The following is a 6,815-nucleotide window of genomic DNA, read 5'->3' as shown; positions in this document are numbered from 1 at the left end:
GGCACGGGCCCTGGCCGAGTACCAGAATCAAACCAATCAAGCAGCAGCTTAAGAAGAAAAACCAATCAAGCTGTCTCAAAAACTTGACGGGCGCATCCTGCTGATCGCTGTGGCCGTGTACATCCGCCTCCAGCTCAAGGAAACCCCGGTCTTCCAGGAGCTGGAAAAGCACAAGAACGTCACCAAGAACCCGCTCGGCACGCTGTGGCGCACCTCCAAGAAGAACGTCCTGATCGGCATTGGCTTGCGCATGGGCGAAAACGGCAACTCCAGCATCTACTCCACCCTCCTGGTCGGCTTCATGGCTGCCAAGGGCGGCGTCTTTGAAGGGGACAAATTCATCGGTCCCGTGGGCCTGCTGATCGCGGCTGGATTCGCCGCGGTCATGGTCATTTCCTTCGGTGCGATCTCCGACCGCGTTGGCCGCGTCAAGGTCTACCGCTACGGTGCACTGTTCCAGCTGCTCTTTGCCTTCCCGGCGTTCTACCTGATCACCCTGGGCCACGTCTGGCTTGTCTGGGCTGTCATGGTGGTGGGCATCTCCATCGGCGTGCAGTCCATGCTTGGCCCGCAGTGTGCCATGCTACCCGAGCTCTTCGGGGCCACCCACCGCTTCACAGGCGTCGCCATGAGCCGTGAAATCTCCGCCGTGTTTGCCGGTGGCATTGCGCCGATCGTTGGAGTCGCCCTGTTGGCTGTCACCAACCACTCCTGGCTGGTGCTCGCCGTGTACTCCGCGGTCCTAGCTGGAATCTCCTTCGTGACCACGTTCTTCACACCGGAAACCGCGGCCCGCGACCTGAACCTGGTTGAGGACGCCTCCTAACCTTCCGTTGACCAAGTGGCACCTGCTCCGGCGGGTGCCACTTGGCGTTTAAGGTCCCTTGGTGATGGACGACGCCGGTCCCGTCCCCCTGCGCTGGGAGGGCGAGCCTGTCGCCGTCGTACTTTAAGAGGGCAAGCCGCCACCAGGGTGCGGGCAAAACAGGGTGCGGGCATGCGAAAGGGGAGCCTTCCGCGAACGGAAGGCTCCCCTTGAGGAAGTGCTATTAGTAGAAGTGGACGGGGTCCACTGTGTGCAGCAGCGGCGTGCCGGCCTGGAAACGGGACAGGTTGTCGATGAAGCGCTCGGCGATCAGGCGGTTCTCGGCGGAGCTCAAGGCCGAGGTGTGGGGGGAGACCATGACGCGCGGGTGCTCCCAGAGCGGGCTCGCCTCCGGCAGCGGCTCGACGGCGAACACGTCCAGGCAGGCGTAGGAAACCTGGCCGTTGTTGAGAGCCTCAAGGAGCGCATCCTCATCAATGACCGTGCCGCGGCCCACGTTGACCACAATGGTGCCCGGCTTCATGGCGTTGAAGATCTCGGCGTTGATCATTTTTTCCGTGTAGGGGGTGCCGGGGAGGGTGTTGATCAGAATGTCGGCCGTGGCGACGAGGCCGGGCAGCCCGGCGGTGTCGGTGACAGTCTCGATTCCCTCGATGGGCTCCACGGTGCGCTTGGTGCCGCTGACGTTCATGCCAAGGGCGCGGGCCAGGCGGGCGGTTTCGAGGCCGATCTCGCCCAAGCCGGTGATGACCACGTTGGAGCCGCGGGCCAGGCGGGTGGGGGTGCGCAGTTCGGGCCAGTGCTTGGCGGCCTGGTCAGCAGCCAATTCGGCGCTGCGCTTGAGGCCGTTGAGGGCGCCCATCATGGCGAACTCACCCAACGGCAGGCCGTGCACGCCGGCTGAGCTGGTGACCTTGATGCGGGCCAGCTGCTCCGCCGTCAGGTTGGCTGCCTTTACGGCCCCGCCCGCGCCGGCGGCCATGGCCTGGATCCACTGGAGCTTCTCGCTGGAGGCAATTTCGGCCAGTCCGGCCGCGTTCTCGTTGGGGAAGCCGTACAGCACGTCGGCGCGCTGCAGCATCTCCCAGTAGCGAGCTTCCTGCTCCTGCGTGCGCTTGAACGCCGGATCGCCGGCGTGATCAGCGGGGAAGCGCTCCTGGGGGAGCAGCTCGGGTTCGTACAATACGGTCACGGACGGATTGGCGGCACGGATGGCCTCCACGTGCTCTGCTTCGAGCGGTACGGCAATCGCAACGGTGAGATTATTAGGCGTCATGATGTTCATCATACTGAATTGCGGATAGAATACTGAACAAATGTGGCGATGAGTCACTTTAAGAACCAAACCACAAAGTTGTGAGGACTGGTGTTCAATGACGCAAACCACTGATTCCCCCCGGCAGGCCCCGCCCGCCATTGGCTTTGTCGGCCTGGGCCACATGGGTGCCCCCATGGCCGCCAATCTGCTCCGCGCCGACTGGGACGTGACGGTGTGGAACCGTTCGGCTGCAGCGCTCGAATCGCTAGCCGCAGAGGGTGCCCGGACCGCGTCCGGCGTGGCCGAACTGCGAGATGCCAACGTCATCATCTTCATGCTCCCGGACTTGGGCTTCATTGAAGAAGCTGCGGAGCCGCTGCTAGCCGCATGGCGAGAAGCGCCACCGACACAGGGAACCGTTGTGGTGGTCATGAGCAGTGTCTCCCCGCAGGCGGTCCAGGCCTTCGGTGCCCGGGTAGCGGAAGCCTCTGTTGGCCGGGCGACCGTCATCGATGCTCCCGTCAGCGGAGGCACGGTCGGTGCCGAAAAAGGCACCCTAGCCATCATGGCCGGAGGAGACGCCGCCGACTTTGAGCGCATCGCCCCAGTACTGGACAGCATGGGCACCACCGTGCGCCTGCTGGGCCCGCTGGGCAGCGGATCCCTAGCCAAGGCCTGCAACCAGTTGTTGGTGGGAACCACCATGGCAGCCCTCGCCGAGGCGGCGGAGCTCGCCGAATCCTCAGGCATGGACGTTCCGGCGCTCTTTGAGGTGTTGGCCGGCGGTCTGGCCGGCAGCAACGTCCTGCGGCTCGGCGGGCCAAAGATCGCGGCCAAGGACTACACACCCACCGGCCCGGCGAAATTCATGCACAAGGACTTGGGATTCGTGCTGGAAAGTGCCGCCGCAGTTGGTTCCGCGACCCCCATGGCTAGTGCGGGACACGCCTTGTACGGCACCCTGAAGGATCAGGGCTTGGGGGACCAGGACCTGACAGTGGTGCGGGAAACCATCGCGCGGCTCGGCACCGGGAACAAGCCTTCGCCGCGATGACACGTGCGCGGTGACATGCTCGTGTGCCGGTGACACGTGCGCGGTGACCACCGCTTGGGTGAGCCGTGCGCCGTCGGACCTTTGAAAGTCTTCAAAATCATTGAAGCCCTAGATCGACTAAGACTAGAAAACCATTAAGGACAGAATTGATGAGTGGATTGTTTGACTTGACCGGCTGGGTGGCCCTGGTGACTGGTTCAAGCCGCGGAATTGGCAACGCCTTGGCGCGTGGACTGGCTCAGGCCGGGGCAACCGTGGTGCTTCACGGAATTGATCCGACGCGTCTGGCAGCAGCCGAGGCCGTCATGGCCGCGGATTTTGCCGAGGGGCAGATTCGCTCCGTCGCCTTCGATGTGACTGACGGTGTGGCGGCCGCGGAAGGCATTGCCTGGGTGGAGGAGAACGTGGGCCCACTGGAGATCCTGGTCAACAACGCCGGAATTCAGCACCGCGTTCCGTTGCTTGAGCTAGATGTGAAGGACTGGGATCGGGTCATCAGCACCGACCTGACCAGCGCCTTCCTCGTGGGCCGCGAAGCTGCCCGCGGCATGCTGGCACGCGGACACGGAAAGATCATCAACATTTGCTCGGTGCAGACAGATCTGGCCCGCCCCACCATCGCTGCCTACACCGCGGCCAAGGGTGGACTGCGAAACCTGACCCGTGCCATGACGGCAGAATGGGCCAGCGGTGGCCTGCAGATCAATGGCATCGCGCCCGGATACATTCACACCGAGATGACGCAAAACCTGGTCGATGACGAGACGTTCAACTCCTGGATCCTGGGCCGCACCCCGGCCAACAGATGGGGAACCGTGCAGGACCTGGTGGGGCCGGCCGTCTGGTTGTCCTCCGATGCCTCCAACTTTGTCAACGGCCAGACCATCTTCATCGATGGCGGCATGACGGTGGTGGTCTAAATGGCGAACGAACAACTCCCGCTTCCCGTGACAGCTGCGGCCGTCGTGGCTCACGGCAAGGACGATCTGCGGATTGACCAGGTGACGTTGGGTGAACCGCGTGCCGACGAGGCCGTCATTGAAATTGCCTACGGCGGCATCTGCGGCTCTGATCTGCACTACTGGCTGCACGGAGCTGCCGGGGAATCCATTTTGAAGGACCCCATGGTGCTGGGCCACGAGGTGGTTGGCGTCGTGGCCCGTGCGGCCGCGGATGGCACCGGACCTGGCGTAGGAACCCCCGTCGCCGTGCATCCGGCCACCCCGGCCCCGGGTGCGGCGAGGTACCCGGCTGATCGGCCCAACCTTTCCCCGGGTTGCACCTATCTGGGGAGCGCTGCACGCCATCCGCACACCGATGGTGCGTTCCTGCGCTACGCGAACTTGCCTACTCGCATGCTGCGGGTGCTGCCGGATTCCTTGCCCTTGCGCTTGGCAGCCTTGATCGAACCGGCCAGCGTGGCCTGGCATGCCGTCTCTCGGGCCGGTGACGTGCGTGGAAAATCGGCGCTCGTAGTGGGCTGTGGCCCCATTGGAACCCTCGCAATTGCCGTTCTCAAGCGCGCTGGGGCTAGCCATATCACTGCTGTCGATATGCATCAGAGGCCGTTGGACATTGCTGCGGCCGTGGGCGCTGATGTGTTGCTGCTGGCACCGGATGCCGAGAGAATTGCCGCAATCGAGGCCGATGTGGTGATTGAATCCTCCGGAAACCATTTTGGTTTGGGAACGGCCATCAATGGCGCAACGCGCGGTGGTCGAGTTGTCATGGTGGGCTTGCTCCCATCCGGTGCGCAACCGGTTGCCATCTCACTGGCGATCACGCGCGAGCTTGAGCTCCTGGGGTCATTCCGCTTCAATGAGGAAATTGTCGAGGTGATTGCCGCTTTGGCTGACGGTTCCCTTTTTGTGGAACCCGTGATTACGCATGAATTCGCACTCAGCGACGCCTTGGCTGCATTTGATATGGCTAAGAACTCGGCTCAGTCGGGGAAAGTTCTGCTCAACTTCGCCGATTGAGTCTGAATTTTGGCATCCGATTGCCAGCTTGCCCATGTGGCTTGCGTAATGTTACGTATCCAAATCATGGAATGAGGTGGGGAACTGGACCCATCACCGATAAGCTGTAGGAAACTATTCAATTCACCCTGGAGGTAGTATGTCTGAACTAACTGGCACTGCACAGATCGGTGTTACAGGTCTGGCCGTTATGGGCGCCAACCTGGCACGCAACTTGGCTCGCAACGGATACACCGTTGCGCTGCACAACCGCTCGGTCGCCAAGACTGACGCACTGCTCGAAGCCCACGGCAGCGAAGGCGAATTCGTTCGCACGGAGACCTTGGCCGAACTCGTTGACTCCCTCGAAAAGCCGCGCCGCGTGCTCATCATGGTCAAGGCTGGCGGCCCCGTTGACTCCGTCATCGATCAGCTCGTTCCGCTCATGGAAGCTGGCGACATCATCATCGATGGCGGCAACTCGCACTACCAGGACACTCGCCGCCGCGAAGCCGCACTGGCCGAGAAGGACCTCCACTTTGTAGGCGTTGGCGTTTCCGGTGGTGAGGAAGGTGCTCTTCTGGGCCCATCCATCATGCCCGGTGGTTCCAAGGAATCCTACGATGCTCTTGGCCCGCTGCTGGAAAAGATTTCCGCGAAGGTTGATGGCCAGCCGTGCTGCGCTTGGATCGGCACCGATGGCGCCGGCCACTTCGTCAAGATGGTTCACAACGGCATCGAATATGCCGACATGCAGGTTATTGGTGAAGCTTTCGACCTCCTGCGTAGCGCCGCTGGCATCGAGCCGGCCGAGCAGGCAGAGATCTTCGGCAAGTGGAACGAAGGCCAGCTGGCCTCCTTCCTGATCGAAATCACCGCTGAAGTTTTGGGCCACGTTGACGCCAAGACCGGCAAGCCGTTGGTTGACGTCATCGTTGACTCCGCAGGTCAGAAGGGCACAGGCCGCTGGACGGTTCAGTCCGGCCTGGACTTGGGTTCGCCCATCTCCGCCATCGCCGAGTCTGTTTTTGCTCGCGGTCTCTCCTCACAGCGTGATCAGCGTGCCATCGGCCAGGAAGTTCTGGCCGGCCACGAGGTTGCTGTTGAACTGGGCGCCGACTTCGTTGAAGACGTACGCCAGGCACTCTACGCTTCCAAGCTCATCAGCTACGCACAGGGCATCGACATGCTCACCAGCGCAGCTACCGAGTACAACTGGGATCTGAAGCTGGATGAGATTGCTTCGCTGTGGCGTGGTGGTTGCATCATCCGTGCCGAGCTCCTCAAGGACATCACCAAGGCTTACGCTGCTGATGAGAAGCCGGCCAACCTGTTGTTCGCTCCGGCGTTCCAGGCAGAAATCGCCGAGGTTCTTCCGGCTTGGCGTCGCGTGGTTGCAACCGCCGTTCAGCTGGGTATTCCGGTTCCGGTGTTCTCCTCCTCGCTGGCTTACTACGACGGCCTGCGCCGCCCGCGCCTGCCCGCCGCACTGACCCAGGGCCTGCGCGACCTCTTCGGCGCCCACACGTACAGCCGTGTTGACGTTGAAGGTACCTTCCACACCCAGTGGAGTGGCGACAAGTCCGAGATCGAAGCAGTCGACACACACTAGTCCCCACCCGCTCCCAAGTTGAAGACGCTGGCGCGTCTTTAACTTGGGGCCCTCGCGGGCGTGGGCCCATTGGTTCGGGGGTTCTTTGAGCCTGTGGGCCCATCTGG

At 62.4% G+C, this 6,815-nt stretch carries 5 protein-coding genes and 1 pseudogene; 5 read left to right on the top strand and 1 reads right to left on the bottom strand.

Annotated elements, in window-relative coordinates:
* Positions 1 to 97: 97 nt before the first annotated feature.
* Positions 98 to 826: pseudogene (locus AB0P14_RS08665) on the top strand (MFS transporter); the annotation flags it as partial.
* 223 nt (positions 827 to 1,049) lie between these two features.
* Here AB0P14_RS08665 and AB0P14_RS08660 read toward each other — a convergent pair.
* A complete protein-coding gene (locus AB0P14_RS08660; protein ID WP_363840389.1) occupies positions 1,050 to 2,114 on the bottom strand; it encodes a D-2-hydroxyacid dehydrogenase in 1,065 nt (354 codons plus the stop codon).
* 85 nt (positions 2,115 to 2,199) lie between these two features.
* Between AB0P14_RS08660 and AB0P14_RS08655 the strand changes: the two genes are divergently transcribed.
* From AB0P14_RS08655 to gndA, 4 genes are all read left to right on the top strand, one after another.
* The gene (locus AB0P14_RS08655) at positions 2,200 to 3,138 is read left to right on the top strand and encodes an NAD(P)-dependent oxidoreductase (protein ID WP_363840388.1); all 939 of its coding nucleotides are present in this window, start codon (positions 2,200 to 2,202) and stop codon (positions 3,136 to 3,138) included.
* A gap of 149 nt (positions 3,139 to 3,287) precedes the next feature.
* Positions 3,288 to 4,058, top strand: coding sequence for an SDR family oxidoreductase (locus tag AB0P14_RS08650; protein ID WP_363840385.1), 771 nt, complete (start codon positions 3,288 to 3,290; stop codon positions 4,056 to 4,058).
* Positions 4,059 to 5,117 (top strand): L-idonate 5-dehydrogenase, encoded by a 1,059-nt coding sequence (locus AB0P14_RS08645; protein ID WP_363840382.1) that lies wholly within the window; start codon positions 4,059 to 4,061, stop codon positions 5,115 to 5,117. It begins immediately after the preceding gene.
* A 139-nt stretch (positions 5,118 to 5,256) separates the two neighbouring features.
* The gene (gene gndA, locus AB0P14_RS08640) at positions 5,257 to 6,708 is read left to right on the top strand and encodes an NADP-dependent phosphogluconate dehydrogenase (RefSeq protein ID WP_363840379.1); all 1,452 of its coding nucleotides are present in this window, start codon (positions 5,257 to 5,259) and stop codon (positions 6,706 to 6,708) included.
* Positions 6,709 to 6,815: the final 107 nt, after the last annotated feature.

This window comes from Specibacter sp. NPDC078709 (genome assembly GCF_040686795.1).
Lineage (GTDB): Bacteria > Actinomycetota > Actinomycetes > Actinomycetales > Micrococcaceae > Specibacter.
This window is presented reverse-complemented; position numbering and strand designations above follow the sequence as displayed.